This is a genomic window from Streptomyces sp. NRRL F-525 (assembly GCF_000716605.1).
Classification (GTDB): domain Bacteria; phylum Actinomycetota; class Actinomycetes; order Streptomycetales; family Streptomycetaceae; genus Streptomyces.
In genome coordinates, this window is the sequence record NZ_JNXE01000031.1 from 37958 (window position 1) to 55286 (window position 17329).

General features: G+C 69.4%; 13 protein-coding genes and 2 pseudogenes. 5 read left to right on the plus strand and 10 right to left on the minus strand.

What is annotated here, in order from left to right; translation table 11 throughout:
* Window positions 1-42 precede the first annotated feature (42 nt).
* Window positions 43-1749 (minus strand): PA14 domain-containing protein, encoded by a 1707-nt coding sequence (locus tag OO69_RS34235; protein ID WP_033284778.1) that lies wholly within the window; start codon window positions 1747-1749, stop codon window positions 43-45.
* A gap of 100 nt (window positions 1750-1849) precedes the next feature.
* Window positions 1850-3238, minus strand: a complete 1389-nt coding sequence (locus tag OO69_RS50620) for a fibronectin type III domain-containing protein (protein ID WP_078652684.1) — start codon at window positions 3236-3238, stop codon at window positions 1850-1852.
* A gap of 294 nt (window positions 3239-3532) precedes the next feature.
* Between OO69_RS50620 and OO69_RS34245 the strand changes: the two genes are divergently transcribed.
* A complete protein-coding gene (locus OO69_RS34245; protein ID WP_033284779.1) occupies window positions 3533-4639 on the plus strand; it encodes a substrate-binding domain-containing protein in 1107 nt (368 codons plus the stop codon).
* Between the two features lie 30 nt (window positions 4640-4669).
* Here OO69_RS34245 and OO69_RS34250 read toward each other — a convergent pair whose 3' ends face one another.
* The 3 genes from OO69_RS34250 to OO69_RS34260 are packed head-to-tail and all read right to left on the minus strand — an operon-like array spanning window position 4670 to window position 7987.
* Window positions 4670-5512: a transglutaminase family protein gene (locus OO69_RS34250; RefSeq protein WP_033284780.1), complete on the minus strand. Its 843-nt coding sequence runs from the start codon at window positions 5510-5512 to the stop codon at window positions 4670-4672.
* Between the two features lies 1 nt (window position 5513).
* On the minus strand, window positions 5514-6446 hold the full coding sequence (locus OO69_RS34255; RefSeq protein ID WP_033284781.1) for an alpha-E domain-containing protein: 933 nt from the start codon (window positions 6444-6446) through the stop codon (window positions 5514-5516).
* Complete coding sequence (locus tag OO69_RS34260) at window positions 6443-7987, minus strand: circularly permuted type 2 ATP-grasp protein (RefSeq protein ID WP_033284782.1); 1545 nt, start codon at window positions 7985-7987, stop codon at window positions 6443-6445. The genes OO69_RS34255 and OO69_RS34260 overlap by 4 nt, the downstream gene beginning before the upstream one ends.
* A 262-nt stretch (window positions 7988-8249) precedes the next feature.
* Here OO69_RS34260 and OO69_RS34265 point away from each other — a divergent pair, with 262 nt between their 5' ends.
* Complete coding sequence (locus OO69_RS34265; protein ID WP_033284783.1) at window positions 8250-9311, plus strand: helix-turn-helix transcriptional regulator; 1062 nt, start codon at window positions 8250-8252, stop codon at window positions 9309-9311.
* Here OO69_RS34265 and OO69_RS49015 read toward each other — a convergent pair.
* The 3 genes and pseudogenes from OO69_RS49015 to OO69_RS34280 all read right to left on the minus strand — a co-directional run bounded on the left by OO69_RS49015 (window position 9274) and on the right by OO69_RS34280 (window position 11956).
* A pseudogene (locus tag OO69_RS49015) lies at window positions 9274-10112 on the minus strand (helix-turn-helix transcriptional regulator). The gene OO69_RS34265 and the pseudogene OO69_RS49015 sit on opposite strands and share 38 nt — an antisense overlap.
* Window positions 10109-10986 (minus strand): annotated as a pseudogene (locus tag OO69_RS49020) (helix-turn-helix transcriptional regulator). The pseudogenes OO69_RS49015 and OO69_RS49020 overlap by 4 nt, the downstream one beginning before the upstream one ends.
* A gap of 25 nt (window positions 10987-11011) precedes the next feature.
* Entirely contained in the window at window positions 11012-11956 is a 945-nt protein-coding gene (locus OO69_RS34280; protein WP_234444607.1) for a helix-turn-helix transcriptional regulator, read from the minus strand.
* 181 nt (window positions 11957-12137) lie between these two features.
* Between OO69_RS34280 and OO69_RS34285 the strand changes: the two genes are divergently transcribed.
* Window positions 12138-12338 carry a hypothetical protein gene (locus OO69_RS34285; protein WP_078652686.1) on the plus strand — a complete coding sequence of 67 codons (201 nt, stop codon included), beginning with the start codon at window positions 12138-12140 and terminating at the stop codon, window positions 12336-12338.
* Window positions 12335-12670 (plus strand): hypothetical protein, encoded by a 336-nt coding sequence (locus OO69_RS34290; protein ID WP_026151350.1) that lies wholly within the window; start codon window positions 12335-12337, stop codon window positions 12668-12670. Before OO69_RS34285 ends, OO69_RS34290 begins: the two co-directional genes overlap by 4 nt.
* Before the next feature lie 141 nt (window positions 12671-12811).
* Here OO69_RS34290 and OO69_RS34295 read toward each other — a convergent pair whose 3' ends face one another.
* The gene (locus OO69_RS34295) at window positions 12812-13237 is read right to left on the minus strand and encodes a pyridoxamine 5'-phosphate oxidase family protein (protein ID WP_033284786.1); all 426 of its coding nucleotides are present in this window, start codon (window positions 13235-13237) and stop codon (window positions 12812-12814) included.
* 121 nt (window positions 13238-13358) lie between these two features.
* Between OO69_RS34295 and clpB the strand changes: the two genes are divergently transcribed.
* Complete coding sequence (gene clpB, locus OO69_RS34300) at window positions 13359-15968, plus strand: ATP-dependent chaperone ClpB (RefSeq protein ID WP_033284787.1); 2610 nt, start codon at window positions 13359-13361, stop codon at window positions 15966-15968.
* 117 nt (window positions 15969-16085) lie between these two features.
* Here clpB and OO69_RS34305 read toward each other — a convergent pair whose 3' ends face one another.
* Window positions 16086-17018 (minus strand): helix-turn-helix transcriptional regulator, encoded by a 933-nt coding sequence (locus OO69_RS34305; RefSeq protein WP_051801384.1) that lies wholly within the window; start codon window positions 17016-17018, stop codon window positions 16086-16088.
* Window positions 17019-17329 lie beyond the last annotated feature (311 nt).

Here is a 17329-nt window from a genome sequence, read left to right on the forward strand (position 1 = left end):
AAGGGGCCCGGAGGTTCGACCTCCGGGCCCCTTTCTGTGTGCTCAGGGCGTCAGGGCCGCCCAGTCGCCCGCCGGTACGGACTCGGTGCCGTCCGCGGCCAGGGTGGTCACCCAGTAGAAGGACGTGGCGCCGCGCGGGGCACCGGTGTCGTGGTAGGTGCTGACGTCGCCGCCGAGGTCGGCGATCTTCTCGTACGCCTTGGTGGCGGGACTCCAGCGGTAGACGCGGAAGCCGGTCGTCTCCTGGCGGTCGTAGCTCCAGTTCCAGTCGAGGTCGACCCCCGCGCCGCCCTCCGTCGCGGACGCGTTCAGTTCCAGCGGGGAGTCCTCGGGCGTCGCGACGCCCGGCCTCACGTCGAGTTCCGTCGCCGTCACGATGTTGACCTTGCCGGTCCACTTCCAGGCGGAGAGCCAGTTGTCGTCGTACGCGTCGACGAAGAGGCAGGCCTCTTCGCCGTCGGGCAGGGTCGCGTACTCGTACGAGGTGGTGGCGGCGGACAGCCACGCCACCTCGTGGACGGAGCAGACCTTCTCCTCGTCGCCCAGGAGTTGACCCCGGTAGACGACGTACCGCGCGAGGTCGGGCGCCGGATTCGGGTCCCAGGCCAGCGAGAAGCCGTACCCGGTCGGCGTGACCGTCAGCCCGGTCACCGCGGGCGGCGCGGTGCTGTCCGGGCGGGTGGCCCTGAGGGCGGCGGAGCGGGCGGACTCGTTGCCCGCCGCGTCCAGGGCGGTCACCCTGTAGGTGTAGGTGCTCTCCTCCACCGCCGAGGTGTCCAGGTACGAGGCCTTGGCCGTGTCCCCGATCCTGGCGTACGAGCTGCTCCCGTCCGGCGCCCGGTACACGCGGTACGACGCCGCTCCCGCGACCGCGGTCCACTCGACCGGGATTCCGCCCACCGAGAGGGAGGTCTCCAGACCGGTGGGCACGGCCGGGGCGGTGCGGTCGGCGGTGGTGACGGGGTGGTCGGCGGTCCCGGCGGACTCGTTGCCGGCCGCGTCGATCGCGCGGAGCTCGTAGTAGTACGTGTCCTCGCCGGTCACCGGGAGGGTGGCGTCGGTGTACGAGGTCGAGGCGGTCGTCGCGAGCGGCTTGGTGCCGAAGGACGTGCCCTTCAGGCGCCGGTAGACCCGGTAGCCCGAGAGGTCCATCTCCTTGTTCTTCGACCAGGTGAGCGTCGCCTTGCCGGTCGCGGAGGCGTACGACACCGCCGTGCCCGTCGGCGCGAGCGGCTTGACCTTGTCGACGGTGGCCGAAGTCCGGGGCGTGTACGTGAACTTGACCTTGGCGGAGCCCGTCCAGTTGGCGTAGTCGATCCGCAGGGTGTGCTTGCCCTTGGGGATCGTCACGTTGACGGTCTTGCTCACCGTCTTGGCGGTGTTCTTCCACAGGTCGACCTTGCGGACGCCGTCGACGTACACGCGGATTCCGTCGAGGCCGGACGCGGCGAGGGCGAAGGGCCCGCCGGAGCCGAAGTCCCGCGTCACGCTCCAGCGGACGCCGAAGTTGTCCTTCGGGAGGCCGGAGGCGGGGGCGCCGGTCCAGGTCTGGTCGATCGCGTTGTCGCAGTCCGTCTTCTTCGCCGTACCGGAGAAGGCGGTGTTGGCGAAGAACTGCCGCTTGAAGACCGGGGAGTTGCAGGTCGTGGCGGCGGAGGCCGGGGCGGCGGTGGCGGCCAGGAGCCCGCCCGCGGTGGCGAGCACCACGGCCGTGGCCGCGACGGCGGTCGTGCGTCTTGCTGGGTTCATTCGGTCCTTCAAGTCCTGATCGTCATAGCGTCAAAGACAGGTAAAGAGACGCTGTCGACGATCAGGACTCACGAAGGAGGGGCTTGGTTGTACCGCCCCGCTACTCCACTGTCACCTCGACGGGGCCGGTGGGCTTCGTCCTGGTGGCGAAGGTGTGGCCGTCGTTCTCGGACTCGTTGCCGTGGGTGTCGGAGGCGGTCACGGCGTAGATGTAGGTGAGGCCCGCGGTACCGGTGAGGTCGGCGAACGAGGTCTCCGCGGTGCTGCCGATCTTCTCCCAGGGCCAGGACACCGAGCCGTAGTACTCGATGGACACCCGGTACACGTTGTAGGTCGTCCCCGCGGCCCCGGTCGACGTCCAGGACAGCGACACTCCGCTGTAACTGCCGCTGCCGGTCAGCCCGATCGGTGCCCGCACGGCGAGGGGGGCGACGGTGGCCGACGGGGCGGAGGTGTGTCCCGCCTTGTCGACGGCGACGACGTAGTAGTTCCGGGTGTCACCGGCCGCCAGGTACGCCGAGGTGTACGAGGCGGTGGTGAGCGGCGCGGTGCCGCTCACGAGCGTCCAGGTGCCGTCGACGTCGCGGTACACCTGGTAGCCCTTGACGTCGGTCTCCGGGCTCGCGTGCCAGGTGAGGGTGGTGAGCCCGGTGAATCCGGAGTGTCCACCCGCGAGACCGGTCACTCGGGCGGGGGCCGCGTCGACCGTCGTGACGGGCTTGTCCGCGGTGCCGGTCGATTCGTTGCCCGCCTTGTCGCGGGCGCGGATCTCGTAGTAGTACGTGTCGCCGGTCGCGGGCGGGGTGTCGGTGTACGTCGTGGAGGTGGTCGTCGCGAGCGGCGCGGTGCCGAACGAGGTGCCCTTCAGGCGCCGGTAGACCCGGTAGCCCGAGAGGTCCATCTCCTTGTTCTTCGACCAGGTGAGCTTCGCCTTGCCGGTCGAGGAGGTGTACGACACCGAAGTGCCGGTCGGGGTGAGCGGCTTGACCCTGTCGACGGTCGCCGCGGTGCGGGGCGTGTACGTGAACTTGACCTTGGCGGAGCCCGTCCAGTTGGCGTAGTCGATCCGCAGGGTGTGCTTGCCCTTGGGGATCGTCACGTTCACGGTCTTGGCGCGTGAACCGGACGTGTTGGACCACAGGCTGATCTTGCGGCTGTTGTCCAGGTAGACGCGGATGCCGTCGGACGCCGAGGCCGCGAAGGAGAACGGACCCCCCGAGCCGAAGTCCCTTGTCACGGTCCAGCGGACGCCGAAGTTGTCCTTGGGGAGGCCGGAGGCGGGGGCGCCGGTCCAGGTCTGGTCGATCGCGTTGTCGCAGTCCGTCTTCCTCGCCGTACCGGAGAAGGCGGTGTTCGCGAAGAACTGCCGCTTGAAGACGGGTGAGGCGCAACTCGTCGCGGCGGAGGCGGAACCTGTCGCGCCGGCGAGCAGGCTTCCCGCGACGGAGAGCACGACGGCGGCGGCCGTCGCGTGTCTGGCTGGGTTCATTCGGTCCTCTGTCGGATCGGCGTGGCAGGGGGTGGCCGTCGCTGATCACGACTTGTGAAGACGGGAGTTGGTTGTGCTTATCTTTGCCCGTTCATGAACTCCCGTTGAGTGGAGGGTCCGTAAAGAGCGTTTGGATGGGGTTCCGCAGCGTCTCCACATACCAAACGGAACGTGGCGTTGCCATCTCGTTAAGTAGTTCCGCTTGACGCCGGTGGTCGCGGCCGCGTTGGCTTTTCAGTCACCTGGGTTGCAATGCTGCACCCACGTCCGCACGGCACCAGAAGTGAGCTCCCAATGCGTCGTATCGCCATATCCGTGGCCGCGTCCTCGCTGGCCCTCCCCCTGGCCGCCTGTGGCGTGCTGAACTCGTCGGGGAGCAGCTCGGACGCGACTCCGGCGAAGGGCAACGACATCACGGTGGGTGTCCTCATGCCGGAGAAGACGAACACGCGGTACGCGGAGTTCGACTTCCCGATCATGAAGGCGAAGATCCAGGAGCTCACCGCGAACAAGGGCAAGGCCGAGTACGAGAACGCCGGTGGCGTCGCGGCCACGCAGGACAAGCAGATGCAGAAGATGATCGACGAGAAGGTCGACATCATCGTGCTCGACGCCGTCGACTCGCACGCCATCCGGACCATGGTGGCGAAGGCCAAGACCGCCGGCATCCCGGTCATCGCCTACGACCGGCTGGCCGAGGGCCCGATCGACGCGTACGTCTCCTTCGACGGCGAACTGGTCGGCGAGGTGCAGGGCCGCTCCCTGGTCGAGGCGCTGGGCAGCAACGTGGACACCTCCGACAAGATCGTGATGATCAACGGCTCGCCGACCGACCCGAACGCCGCGGTGTTCAAGGGCGGGGCGCTGACCGAGCTGCAGGGCAAGGTGACGATCGCCGAGAGCTACAACACCAAGGCCTGGGACCCGGTCATCGCCCAGCAGGAGATGACCGAGGCGATCAACAAGCTCGGCAAGAACAACATCGCCGCGGTGTACTCCGCCAACGACGCGATGGCCGGCGGCATCATCAAGGCCCTGAAGGCGTCGGGCCTGACGAAGCTCCCGCCCGTCACCGGCCAGGACGCCGAACTCAGCGCCGTGCAGCGGATCGTCACCGGCGAGCAGTACATGAGCGTCTACAAGCCCTACCCCGACCTCGCCGAGGCCGCCGCGAAGATCGCGGTCGCCAAGGTCCAGGGCAGGGACATCGAGTTCGACGCCCTGACCCGTGACACGGTCGACAGCCCCACGAACAAGAAGATCCCCTCGCAGCTGGTCTCCGTGGTCGCGCTGACGCGGGACAACATCAAGTCGACGGTGGTCGCGGACGGGATCTACAAGATCTCCGACATCTGCACGGCCGACTACAAGTCCGCGTGCGAGGCGCACGGGCTGAAGTAACCCCGTAACCCGCCCGCCCCGCACGGGAGTTCACGCCACCCGCGTGAACTCCACCGTCACCTCCGGCGGTCCGCCCGCCACTCCCCGGTAGATCCCCTTGTGCGGGGTCACGTCGTCGTAGTCGCGCCCGCGCCCCACGACCACGTGGGACTCGTCGGGCCGGGTCCGGTTGGTGGGGTCGTAGCCGCACCAGTCGCCCGCCCAGTACTCGATCCAGGCGTGGCTCTGCCCGGCCACGGGGCGGTGGAGTTCCGCTTCGCGCTCGGGATGCAGGTATCCGGAGACATAGCGCGTGGGCAGACCGAGCCCCCGCAGCAGCGCGATGGTGACGTGCGCGATGTCCTGGCAGACGCCGGCGCCCTGCTCCCAGGCCTCGGCCGCCGACGTGTTCACGCCGGTGACGCCGGGGAGGTAGGCCACCCGGTCGGCGACCAGCGCGGAGACCGCGATCGCCGTCCCGTGCGGATCGAGTCCTGCGGCCGCCTTGCGCGCCTTCTTCAGCAGCTTGGGCGGGACCGTCGTACGGACCGTGGGGCCGATGAACTCCAACAGGCGTGAGTTCGTGGTCCGTTCGGTCACCTCCTGCCAGCTGGGGGAGGGGCCGAGCAGCTCCGGCGGGGACGTCTCGACCAGGCTCGACGCGGTGATCGTGAGGTCCGCGTGCGGGTCCATCAGGTCGAAGCCGGTGACCTGGGTGCCCCAGTAGTCCCAGTACGACCACGTCGGCGTCGTGGGGTTCACCGTGACGCGCGCGTCCAGTGTCGTCTGGCCGGGCAGCGTGAGCGGGGTCATCCGGACCTCGTTGTGGGAGGACACGGCCGCCTGGGCGTACGAGACGCGGGTGGTGTGGCGGATGCGAAGCCTACGGGTCATCTCAGGCTCCTTCCTGGGCCCACTCGACGGGCCCCTGGTACGGGAAGAACAACTCCGCGACCGCCTCCGCCGAGTCCATGCAGGCGTGCTGCAAGTCCTTGAGGAGGGCGGGCAGTTGCTCTTCCAAGGCGTGCGAGTCCAGGTATTCGAGACGGGTGCGGAGGCGGCCTATCGGGCGGCGGGCGGGGTCCTGGCGCTGGCGGCCGAGCGCGGTCAGGCACTCCTCGGCCGTCGTCAGCGCGTGCAGCGCGGAGCGCGGGAAGTCCCGGTCCAGCAGCAGGAATTCGGCCACACGCGGGGTGTCCCCGAAACCGCCGTACACCCGCGCGTACGCCTCGTCGGCGCCCGAAGCGCTCAGCAGCGTCGGCCAGTCGGGCGCGTGCGCCGCGTCCAACACCCGGACGGACAGCAGCCGTACGGTCATGTCCACCCGTTCGAGGCTGCGGCCGAGGACGACGAAACGCCAGCTGTCGTCGCGGCTCATCGTGGAGTCGGCGAGGCCGAAGAACAACGCGGCGCGTCTGCGCACGAGTTCGAGATAGGCGTAGGGGCCTGTACGGCGCGCCGCGAGGCGTTGGTCGGCCAGGGCGTGCCAGGTGGAGTTGAGGCACTCCCACATCTCCGAGGAGACGGCTTCCCGGGCGCTGCGGGCGTTGAGGCGGGCGGCGCCGAGCGCGCCCTCGATGGAACAGGTGGACCGGGCGTCGAAGGCCAACTGGTCCAACACCTGCTGCATGTCCACGCGTTGACCGCCCGCGTCGACCCCGAGGATCGCGTACAGCGACCGGCAGGCCGCGTCCTCGTCGCGCCAGGGGTCCTCCAGCAGGCGGTGCAGATAGGCGTCGAGGATGCGCCCGGTGGCGTCCGCGCGCTCGACGTAACGGCCCGTCCACGTCAGGGCCTCGGCTATCCGGGAGAGGATCACGTCGTTCACTGCTGCGCCCCTTCCTGTACGACCATGGGGTTGCCGTCGGGGCCGAGTTGACGGGGTGCCACCTCGGGCAGTCCGCTCTCCGGGAAGAGCGACGCGGGCTGTTCGGTGGGGCCCTCCGCGAGCACCCAGGTGTCCTTGGAGCCGCCGCCCTGGCTGGAGTTGACGATCAGGTTGCCCTCCTGGAGGGCGACGCGGGTGAGGCCGCCGGGCAGCACCCAGACGTCGGTGCCGTCGTTCACGGCGAACGGGCGCAGGTCGATGTGGCGCGGTGCCATGCGTTCGCCCGCGAGGGTGGGGGAGGTGGAGAGGGCGACGGGGCGCTGGGCGATCCAGCCGCGCGGGTCGGCGGCCACGGCTTTGCGAGTGCGTTCGAGTGTCTTCGCGTCGGCCTTGGGCCCGATGACGATGCCCATGCCGCCCGCGCCGTCCACCGGCTTCACGACCAGCTGGTCGATCTGGTCGAGGACCGCCTCCAACTGCCCCGGCTCGTCGGGGCGGTAGGACTCCACGTTGGGGAGAATCGGTTCCTCTGAGAGGTAGTAGCGGATGAGGTCGGGGACGTAGGTGTAGAGGAGCTTGTCGTCCGCGATGCCGTTCCCTACGGCGTTCGCGAGTGTGACGTTCCCGGCCTGCGCGGCGTTCATGATGCCCGGGCAGCCGATCACCGAGTCGGGGCGGAAGTGCAGCGGGTCGAGGAAGTCGTCGTCGAGCCGCCGGTATACGACATGGACGGGCACCTCGCCGCGTGTGGTCCGCATCCACACCCGGTTGTTGCGGCACATCAGGTCGTGCCCCACTACCAGCTGCACGCCCATCAGCCGTGCGAGCAGGGCGTGTTCGAAGTAGGCGGCGTTCCCCGGTCCCGGGGTGAGGACCACGACGCGCGGGTCCTGGGTGCCCGCGGGCGCGGCGGCCCGCAGCGCGGCGAGCAGCTTCTGCGCGTACCCGTCGACGGGGACCACGTGCTGCTCGGCGAAGAGGGAGGGGAAGATCCGCGTCATGGCGCGCCGGTTCTCGATGACGTACGAAACGCCGCTCGGCACCCGGACGTTGTCCTCCAGGACCCGGAAGTCGCCGGCCTCGTCGCGCACGAGGTCGATGCCCGCGACGTGGATGCGGACCCCGCCCGGTGGCTCGACCCCTTGCGCGGCCCGATGGAAATGGGCCGAGTTGAGGAGCAGCCGCCAGGGCACGACCCCGTCCTCGAAGGCGCGGCAGTGGGAGTAGGCGTCGGAGAGATAGGCCTCCAGGGCCCGCACTCTCTGCGCCACCCCGCGCTGGATGAGGTCCCACTCCAGCGCGTCGATGATCCTCGGCACCAGGTCCAGGGGCCAGGGCCGTTCCTCGCCCGCGAAGGCGTAGGTCACGCCGCGGTCGGTGAACGCGCGGGCCATCTGGTCCGCGCGGAAGCGCAGTTCACTCGGCTCGATGGGCTGGAGTGCCGCCAGTACCGGCTCGTAGGCGGTTCTGACCTCACCCGGCCGCACAAACATCTCGTCCCACGCATCGGCCAATGCGTATGCGTCAAATATGTCCGCCATGAGGGGACGTTAAGTGCGATACGTAACACGGTGATCTCTGAGTGATTTCCGGCAGCTCACGCGGAAAGTGATACGCCGAGGGACTCGGTGCTACCGGCCGGACACCCCCCAGCTTGTTGCAAGGCGAGGCACGGAGGCGGGGAGATAGAGGGTGATACCGGCGGTTTTCGGGGGCTGTTCGAGGGGAAGCCGTGTTGCGGAGCAGGACCGGTCCGCGCATAGTTGCGCTGCAAAGAGCCGGGAACCGGGGGTGGGATGGGCGATGGCCGGGCACGGGACGGACGAGCATCCACACGGTGCTGACCGACTCTGCGACGCCGGGGACCGTGTGTACTCCCGGGCCGTACGGCGGGGCCGCGTACCGCGCACGGACGCCGAACCGGTGCCGTGCCTGCTGGAGCTGGCCCTCCTCCACCCCGACCCCGACGACATGGACTGGCTGGTCCCGACCGCCCCGCAGGAGGTCATGACCCGGCTGCTGCGCGGGGTCTACGACGAGGTCAGCGAGAGCCACCGGCGGGTGGGTTCGGCGGTCGCCGCCTTCGAGTGGTACGCCGGTCTCGGCCGCCGTATCCAGGCGTCCGCGATGGCGTCGGCGTCGCTGGAGGGCGGTGCCGCGATCCGTGTCCTGGACGGGCTCGCCCGCATCCAGGCGGCGATGGACGACGCGACGGAGGCCTGCACCCGCGAGGTCCTCACCGTCCAGCCCGGCGGCATCCGCCGCGAACCGGAACTGACGGAGGGCCTGCACCGCGCCGTCGCCCTGCGCTCGCGCGGGGTGCGGATGCGCGACCTGTACACCCACGTGGCCCGCCACGGCCAAGGCCTGCTGAACTACCTGGAGTTGATGGGCGACGCGGTGGAGGCGAGGACGCTCGACGAGGTGGTCGACCGGCTGATCCTCTTCGACCGCACGGTCGCCTTCATCCCTGCCAACGCCGACCACACGATGGCCCTGGAGCTGCGCCACCCGGCGCTGATCGAGTACTTCGTCACGGTCTTCGACCGCCTGTGGCGCCTCGCGATCCCCGTCGGGGCGCCCCTGCCGGACACCGGCATCGAGGGCATCTCGCACCGCGAACAGTCCATCGCCGCCCTGCTCGCGGACGGCCACCAGGACGCGGTGATCGCGGAACGGCTCGGCATAAGCGTCCGCACGTGCCGCGCCCACATCGCCCGCCTGTCGGAGACCCTGGGCGCGGCGAGCCGTACCCAACTGGGCGTCCGTATAGCGCAGGTGGGCCTGGACGGTGCCTCGTCACGCCTCCCGGACGTCCCCGTCCAGCTCACCCCGGCGGATCGAGAATCCCCGACTGCCCGATGAGGTAGCCGAGTTGGGCCCGGCTCTCGCTGCCGAGGGTGGTGGCGAGTTTGGCTATGTGGACGCGGGCGGTGCGGATGTTCAGGCCGAGGCGGTCTCGACCAGGGCCGGGTGGCGGATCTCCAGGGCGAGGGTGCGGTCCTTGTTGGCCGGGACGAAGGCGACCGTGCGGTCCACGATGATGGTGCGCTCGGTGACCTCGTCCAGCGTGCGGGCCTGGGTGTCGCCGGTCAGCCGCTCGTAGCGGGCGAAGACGAGCGGCAGATGGCGCTGGGTGTGCTGGTAGAGGGTGCGGATGCTGGCGCCGCGGTCCAGCACGGCCTGGTCGCGGCTCAGGGCGACGACCTGGGCGTTCTCACCTTGCTGGGTGTGGTAGTTGGAGTTGGGCTGGATGCAGAGCAGCTCCCGGGTCGCCTCGGACATGGCCTCCTCTATGGCCTGGTTGATGCGTTCCTTGCCGCTGATGACCATGGTCGCCGGGGTGCCCGTCTCCGGCGCGCGACGGCTGTCGATCCGCATGAGCGGTTCGAAGGTCTCGGCCAGTCGCTCCTCGCGCCGCCGTTCGTCCGCGATGCGTGACTCCGACACGCGCAGCAGCCGGTGCAGGGCCACGGTGGGGGCGACCGGCTCCAGCCGTCCCAGGTCCTCGGCGGCCGGGTGCAGCAGGCCGTGGTCGACCAGGCACGGGGTCGCGTCGGCGTCCGCACGGAGCACCCACCCGTCCCGCAGGGCGCGTGCGTACAGCTCCGATCCGGCGGGGCACAGGTCTTCCACCCTGTGCTCCGTGTGAGGCGCGGATGTCACTGCGCCGCTCCCTCCTGCTTGAGGATTCCCGACTCCGCGATGAGGTAGCCGAGTTGGGCCCGGCTCTCGCTGCCGAGGGTGGTGGCGAGTTTGGCTATGTGGACGCGGGCGGTGCGGATGTTCAGGCCGAGGCGGTGGCGGCCATGTGCCAGAGGCGGTCGAAGGTGATGGCGAAGTGGTCGATCAGGACCGGGTGGCGGACTTCGAGGGCGAGCGTGCGGTCCTTGCTGGCCGGGATGAAGGCGACCGTGCGGTCGATCACGACGAGGCGCTCGGTGACCTGGTCGAGGGTCCGTGCCTCGGCGTCGCCGTCCAGCCGCTCGTAGCGGGCCGTCACGGCGGGCGAGTAGCGCTGGGTGTGCTGGTAGAGGGTGCGGATGCGGCCGCCGCGGTCGAGCAGGGCCTGGTCGCGGCCCAGGCTTCTGGCCAGGCGTGAGGCGGGATTGTGGCCGTCGTAGGGCTGAATGGCCAGGAGCTCGCTGGAGGCGTCGGCCATGGCGGTGGTGATGGCCTCGTTGATCCGGTCGAGTCCGCCGAGGAGGCTGATGGCCGGCGGGTCCGCCGTGGCCGTGCGCCGGCCGTCGATGCGCATGAGCGGCTCGAAGGTCTCGGCCAGCCTCTGCTCGCGCTGCCGCTCGTCGGCGATGCGGTCCGCCGAGGCGCGCAGCCGGCGGTGCAGGACGAGGGCCGGGGCGACGGGCTCCAGACGGTCGGGGTCCGTGACGGCGGGATCCAACAGGCCCAGGCCGACGAGACAGGGAGCCACCTGGACGTCCGCACTGGTGACGTGCCCCGCGCGCAGCGCTCGGCCGTACAGCTCCAGGCCTTCTTCGCACAGTTCCTCCGGACCGTGCCGGTGAGGCTGTGTCGTCACGTGTGACCTTCTTCTTGGCGTGGGGTCAGGGCTCCTGCTTCAGGATCCCCGACTGCGCTATGAGGAACCCGAGCTGGGCGCGGCTGCCGCTGCCCAGAGCCGTCGCGAGCTTGGCTATGTGGGCGCGGCAGGTACGGACGTTCATGCCCAGGCGCCGGGCGATCGCCTCGTCGACGTGGCCCTCGATGAGGAGCTTGGCGATCGAGTGCTGGATTTCGGTGATGCCGTCGGGGGCGGTCTCGTACGGCGCGCCGGCGCTCAGCGGGACCGCACGGTTCCACATGAACTCGAAGACCTTGATCAGGTAGCGGACGAGCCCCGGATGACGGAGTTCGAGGGCGATCTCCCCGTCGTCGCGGGTCGGGATGAAGGCCACGGTCTCGTCGCAGATGATCAGCCGCTCGACCAGTTCGTCGATGGTCCGGTACTCCACCTTGCCGTCGGTGAACTGGGCCACGTAGGCCAGTGTCTCGGGGCTGTAGCGGGCCGGGTGCTGGTAGAGCGTCCGGATGCGGCAGCCGCGTTCGATCAGCGGCCTGTCGCGGTTCAGCCCCTGCGCGAGGGTGTGCTCCAGCCGGCGTCGGCTCGGCTGCACGGTGAGCATCTCGGTCTGGCACTGGGTGGTGGCCAGATCGAGTGCCGCGTTGATCCGGTCGAGGCCCTCCAGCACCGTGATCGAGTGCGTGGTCGCCGTCGACTGCGCGCTGAGGGCCATGAACGGCCCGAAAGCGTCGGCGAGTTCGATCGACATCCGCCTTCGCTGGGTGATCTCGCTCTCGATCGGGTTGAGCCGCTGGGCGAGGGCGATCGACGGGGGCACCGGGCGCAGCCAGTTCGGATCGTCAGGATCGGGATGAAGGAGGGCGAACTCCATCAAACAGGGCGCCGGTTCCACATCCGCACGGGCGACGCGCCCAGTCCGGAGAGCGTTCCCGTAGAGGCGGCGCCCGTCCTCGCACAGATCGGTCAGCTCGTGAGGATGTGTCTGATTAGTCTCGTTAGTCACCAAATCTCCACCCCCCAGGGTCCTGAACGTGCAGGAACATGATGCATCGATTGTGTGGCCACGACGTGCCGGAATGCGCCATCGTCGTAGTCGACGGGGGAGAGGTGACCTTCAAATGAGGACGAAGCCGACTATGCATAAGAGAATGCTTCGCTCGGCGCTTGCCGCCTTCTCCGCCGTTGTGGCCTTCGGGGCGCTGAGTGGCTTTGCGGTGACCGACGACAGTACTTGGGGCACGACCAACGTGTCCGCCGGCGACAGCACCTGGGTCGTCACGGCGTCCGACGTACCGGGTGACAGCACCTGGGTGGCTCCGAGCGACAGCACGTGGGTCGCCGAGTCATGACCACCCCACCCGACGACCGCTCCTTCCGCCGCGAAATGGCCACGGCCTACCGCTCCGGCTGGCACTTCATCGACCTGGCCACCGCCATCCCCCACAGCGGTGACTCGCTCATGGTGACCGTGTTCGGTGAGCCGGTCGTCGTGACGCGGGACGAGGACGAGGACGTACGGGCGTACCGGTGTCTGCGGCGGCCTCGGGGGGCGCCGCAGCCAGTGCGATGTGCCATCCGGTACGGAATGATCTTTGTGAATCTTGACCAGCGAGACCACCGGCTGGTGGAAACGGATGCCCCCGACATCCAGACCATCTCAGCCACCCCCCGCAGTGCCTGACGCGATTCCCCCGTCGTAACAGATCGCTCAGGTGCTTCCCCCCCGCAGCGGCGTCACCGTGACCTGAACACGGTGACGCCGCTGCAGTTTGTGCGGAATCTCCGGGTATCAGCCGATCCCGGGTGGCCGAAAATCGCCGCTTCAGCTTTTCCCCGGCACCTTCCCCATCGCCCGCGTCAGCTCGATCTCGATCACCACCCGGGACGGGTTCGGCGACGGCGTCCGCTCGTGACGCTCCGCGTACCGGCGCTCCGCCTCGGCGACCCGGTCGCGTTCGACGCGTACGACGGCCCGGCCCTCCAGCGTGGCCCAGCGCCGCCCGTCCACCTGGCACACGGCGACCCGGGCGCCCTGGGGGCCGGCGGCCAGGACGTTCAGCACCTTCGTGCTCGACTTGTTCGCGATGACCCGAGCCAGCCGTGCCTCCGGGTCGTATGTCACTCCGACAGGGACGACGTGCGGGGTGCCGTCGGGGCGGAGGGTGGTGAGGGTGCACAGGTGCCGTTCCCGCCAGAAGCTGAGATACGACGGGTCGGGATCGCCCGGGTCCACCGGATATGCGGCCATGGTCCCGGAACTTAGTCCCTGGATCCTCCCCGCCACTGCCTTGAGTGGAATAGACTCAACTTTGTGCACGTTGACCGTGTCATTCCGTGCACGAAGGTCGTAGGAGGAGGAGTACGCGAACGTGGACGCCGAGCTGACCAACAGGAGCCGGGACGCGATCAACGCGGCCAGCAACCGTGCCGTGACCGGGGGGCACGCCGATCTGACCCCGGCGCATCTGCTGCTCTCGCTGCTGGAGGGGCAGGACAACGAGAACATCACCGACCTGCTGGCCGCCGTCGACGCGGACCAGGCCGCGGTACGGGCCGGGGCCGAGCGGGTGCTCGGTTCGCTGCCCAGCGTCACCGGGTCGACCGTCGCGCCGCCGCAGCCCAGCCGCGAGCTGCTCGCGGTCCTCGCGGACGCCGGTGAGCGCGCGAAGGAGCTCGGCGACGACTACCTCTCGACCGAGCACCTGCTGATCGGTATCGCCGCGAAGGGCGGCGCGGCCGGGGACGTACTCTCCCAGCAGGGGGCCGGCGCGAAGAAGCTGCTGGACGCGTTCCAGAAGAGCAGGGGAGGGCGCCGGGTGACCACACCCGACCCCGAGGGGCAGTACAAGGCGCTGGAGAAGTTCGGTACGGACTTCACGGCCGCCGCGCGCGAGGGCAAGCTCGACCCGGTCATCGGCCGGGACCAGGAGATCCGCCGGGTCGTCCAGGTGCTGTCCCGCCGCACGAAGAACAACCCGGTCCTCATCGGCGAGCCCGGCGTCGGCAAGACCGCCGTCGTCGAGGGGCTGGCACAGCGGATCATCAAGGGGGACGTGCCGGAGTCCCTCAAGAACAAGCGGCTCGTCTCGCTGGACCTCGGCGCGATGGTCGCGGGGGCGAAGTACCGCGGCGAGTTCGAGGAGCGCCTGAAGACCGTCCTCGCCGAGATCAAGGACTCCGACGGCCAGATCATCACCTTCATCGACGAGCTGCACACCGTCGTGGGCGCGGGCGCCGGCGGCGACTCCTCCATGGACGCCGGCAACATGCTGAAGCCGATGCTCGCCCGCGGCGAACTCCGCATGGTCGGCGCGACGACCCTCGACGAATACCGCGAACGCATCGAGAAGGACCCGGCGTTGGAGCGCCGCTTCCAGCAGGTGCTGGTCGCGGAGCCGAGCGTCGAGGACACGATCGCGATCCTGCGCGGCCTGAAGGGGCGCTACGAGGCGCACCACAAGGTCGTCATCGCGGACAGCGCGTTGGTGGCGGCCGCGACCCTCTCCGACCGCTACATCACGTCCCGCTTCCTCCCCGACAAGGCGATCGACCTGGTCGACGAGGCGGCGTCCCGCCTCCGCATGGAGATCGACTCCTCCCCCGTCGAGATCGACGAACTCCAGCGCTCCGTCGACCGGTTGAAGATGGAGGAGCTGGCCCTCGACAAGGAGACGGACGCGGCTTCGATCGAGCGTCTGGAGAAGCTGCGCCGCGACCTCGCCGACCGCGAGGAGGAACTCCGGGGCCTCAACGCCCGCTGGGAGAAGGAGAAGCAGTCCCTCAACCGCGTCGGCGAGCTGAAGGAGAAGCTCGACGAACTCCGCGGCCAGGCCGAACGCGCCCAGCGCGACGGCGACTTCGACACCGCGTCCAAGCTGCTCTACGGCGAGATCCCCTCCCTGGAGCGGGACTTGGAGGAAGCCTCCCAGGCCGAGGAGGAAGCCTCCAAGGACACGATGGTGAAGGAGGAGGTGGGCCCCGACGACATCGCGGACGTCGTCGGCTCCTGGACCGGCATCCCCGCAGGCCGCCTCCTGGAGGGCGAGACCCAGAAACTCCTGCGCATGGAGGAGGAGTTGGGCCGCAGGCTCATCGGCCAGCGCGAGGCGGTGGAGGCGGTCTCGGACGCCGTGCGACGCACCCGCGCGGGCATCGCGGACCCGGACCGCCCGACCGGCTCGTTCCTCTTCCTGGGCCCAACAGGCGTAGGGAAGACGGAACTTGCGAAGGCGCTGGCGGACTTCCTCTTCGACGACGAACGGGCCATGGTCCGTATCGACATGTCGGAGTACGGCGAGAAGCACAGCGTGGCCCGGCTGGTCGGCGCCCCGCCCGGCTACGTCGGCTACGAGGAGGGCGGGCAGCTCACGGAGGCGGTGCGCAGGCGCCCGTACTCGGTGATCCTGCTCGACGAGGTGGAGAAGGCGCACCCCGAGGTCTTCGACGTCCTCCTCCAGGTACTGGACGACGGCCGCCTGACCGACGGCCAGGGCCGCACGGTCGACTTCCGCAACACGATCCTGATCCTCACGTCCAACCTGGGCAGCAACTTCCTGATCGACCAGACCACGGGCGAGGACGAGAAGAAGGACCAGGTCCTCCAGGTGGTCCGCGCGTCCTTCAAGCCGGAGTTCCTGAACCGCCTGGACGACCTGGTGGTCTTCTCCGCCTTGAACCGGGAGGAGCTCGGCCGCATCGCCGCCCTCCAGATCGGCCGCCTGGCCAAGCGCCTCGCGGAACGCCGCCTCACCCTGGAGATCAGCGACGAGGCCCTGACCTGGCTCGCGGACAACGGCAACGACCCGGCGTACGGGGCGCGCCCGCTGCGGCGGCTCGTGCAGACGGCGATCGGCGACCGGCTCGCCAAGGAGATCCTGGCGGGCGAGGTCAAGGACGGGGACACGGTGCGGGTGGACGCGTTCGGGGAGGGGTTGATCGTGGGACCGGCGACGGCGGAGCGGCCTGCCAAGACGCTCTGAACCGACGGCCGCGGAACGGCCGGTGTGGCGAGGCCGGGGTGCCGCTGACCCGAAACGGGGTCACGGGCACCCCGGTCTTTCGCGTGAGCGGTCCGCCCGCCTCCCGTCTCCCGCCTCCTACTCGGGGATGGCGGGGGTGCCGCGGAGCAGTTCGCGAGTGGCCGCGAGGTAGCCCGCCTGGAAGCGGCTGTCGGCGTTCAGCTCCTGGAACAGGTCCGCGATGTGCTTGCGGCAGGTGCGCAGTGAGATGCCCAGGCGGCGGGCGATGACCTCGTCCTTCAGGCCCCTGCTCAGCAGCCGCAGGATGCCCTGGCGCAGGTCGTCGACGGCGACCGGGGTGCGTTCGGGTTCGCTGAACGGGGCGCCGTGGTCCCAGGCACGGTCGAAGGCCTCGCACAGGAACGCCACGGCGGCGGGGGAGCGCACCACCACCGCGCCGCCCCGGCGCTGGGGGTGCGGGACGAAGGCGATCCTGCGGTCGAAGGCGATCATGCGCCCGAACAGGTCGGTCATCGTCCGCACCTGGGCGCCCGCGGGAGCGATCCGCTCCACATAGGCCTGGGTGGGCCCGTGCCGCCGGGCGGAGTGCTGGTAGAGCGTGCGCATCCGCACGCCCCGGTTCAGCAGCGCGGTGTCCCGGGCGACCGCCTGCTCCAGCTCCTCGGTGGGTCGGCCGCCGCCCGGCTGGCAGGCGAGCATCTCGTCCCGGCACTCGGCGCTGGCCTGTTCGATCAGCGTGACCACATCGTCGAGCAGGTCGACGACCTCGACCGTCTCGGTCTCCTCCGGCGGGCGGGTCGCGTATATCGAGGCGAGGGCGGTCAACGAGTCGCGCCGGACGTTCAGTTCGAAGAGCCGTCGGCGCAACCGCGATTCCGCGCCGGCCATGTGGGCGGCGGCCATGTGCGGATGGACGGTGCGCCACCACGGGCCGTATGCGCACAGCTCGCCGAGGTTTTCCGCGCCGTTCGCCCGGTCGATCAGATGGAATTCCTCCAACGCCTCGATCGCCTCGGCCGCGGCGGCTTCGGTGATGTCCAGTGCCTCCACGACTTCTTTCGTGGTGAAAAAGGCCTGGGTCGCTCCCCAGCGATAAAGCCGGATGTGGTCCGGCGTGAATCCCTGAAGGAGCAACGAAGGGTCGGTTTCTAGGATTTTGTCCACTTCTTCCCCCCTGCAGTTTCCTGTTCGCATCATCATGCGCGGCCAGTGCCCTGGACGGCCATGCGGCCGGGATTACAACATCATGAAACGAGCGGCCATGCGTACGGCCGGTCACGCAGAGTCCCGATCCGGTGGGGGATTTTCATGAGTAGGTCAGTTTTCGTCGTTTTTGTTCTTCTGGTCGTGGCCGGGCTCGT

What these genes read in the sequence shown, in the direction of transcription:
- OO69_RS34265 (WP_033284783.1), top strand. Translation starts at nt 8,250, where the DNA reads ATGGCCGGGCACGGGACGGACGAGCATCCACACGGTGCTGACCGACTC.
- OO69_RS50620 (WP_078652684.1), bottom strand. Translation starts at nt 3,238, where the DNA reads ATGAACCCAGCCAGACACGCGACGGCCGCCGCCGTCGTGCTCTCCGTC.
- OO69_RS34295 (WP_033284786.1), bottom strand. Translation starts at nt 13,237, where the DNA reads ATGGCCGCATATCCGGTGGACCCGGGCGATCCCGACCCGTCGTATCTC.
- OO69_RS34250 (WP_033284780.1), bottom strand. Translation starts at nt 5,512, where the DNA reads ATGACCCGTAGGCTTCGCATCCGCCACACCACCCGCGTCTCGTACGCC.
- OO69_RS34285 (WP_078652686.1), top strand. Translation starts at nt 12,138, where the DNA reads ATGCTTCGCTCGGCGCTTGCCGCCTTCTCCGCCGTTGTGGCCTTCGGG.
- OO69_RS34260 (WP_033284782.1), bottom strand. Translation starts at nt 7,987, where the DNA reads ATGGCGGACATATTTGACGCATACGCATTGGCCGATGCGTGGGACGAG.
- OO69_RS34290 (WP_026151350.1), top strand. Translation starts at nt 12,335, where the DNA reads ATGACCACCCCACCCGACGACCGCTCCTTCCGCCGCGAAATGGCCACG.
- OO69_RS34235 (WP_033284778.1), bottom strand. Translation starts at nt 1,749, where the DNA reads ATGAACCCAGCAAGACGCACGACCGCCGTCGCGGCCACGGCCGTGGTG.
- OO69_RS34245 (WP_033284779.1), top strand. Translation starts at nt 3,533, where the DNA reads ATGCGTCGTATCGCCATATCCGTGGCCGCGTCCTCGCTGGCCCTCCCC.